Consider the following 454-nt stretch of genomic DNA (forward strand, 5'->3'; position numbering starts at 1 on the left):
CTTCAAGCGCGTTGCGCTTGGAGCTTCGGACGAGGAGAACCGCGGAGCGGAAGCTGATGTCATGATTCGAGTTCGACCGAGGGTTGTTCAGGTTCAACGCAAAGACACCTGCATTCGACCCATTGTCCCAGTTGCCACCGCGAATCGCGACACGCTCACAAATATGGCCCGTTCCCCAATATGTACTTTTGCACACCTTATTGTTTAATCGATTTCATCCAGCCACCAACCATTCTCCCCAATTCATCGAGCAGCCGTGACTAATTTTCATATTTTTTCAATGGAAGAAATCCTAATCCATTCCCTAATCTGACTAAATAACGTAAATTATCTAATTCCACATCAATATCTTGTAATGTTGTTTTCTTGTAATATCGCTTATTGGCACGAATGATAAGTCTCAATAATTCATACATTGAGCGTTTGGTTTCTGCTGCAAGTGTATGTTTTTCAC

At 43.2% G+C, this 454-nt stretch carries 1 protein-coding gene; it reads right to left on the reverse strand.

The window, feature by feature from the left end:
- Positions 1–260: 260 nt before the first annotated feature.
- Positions 261–454 (reverse strand): hypothetical protein (locus AC1VNY_RS42655; RefSeq protein WP_482409698.1); only part of this gene is annotated, 194 nt, incomplete at its 5' end.

The organism is Bradyrhizobium ferriligni (assembly GCF_056837965.1).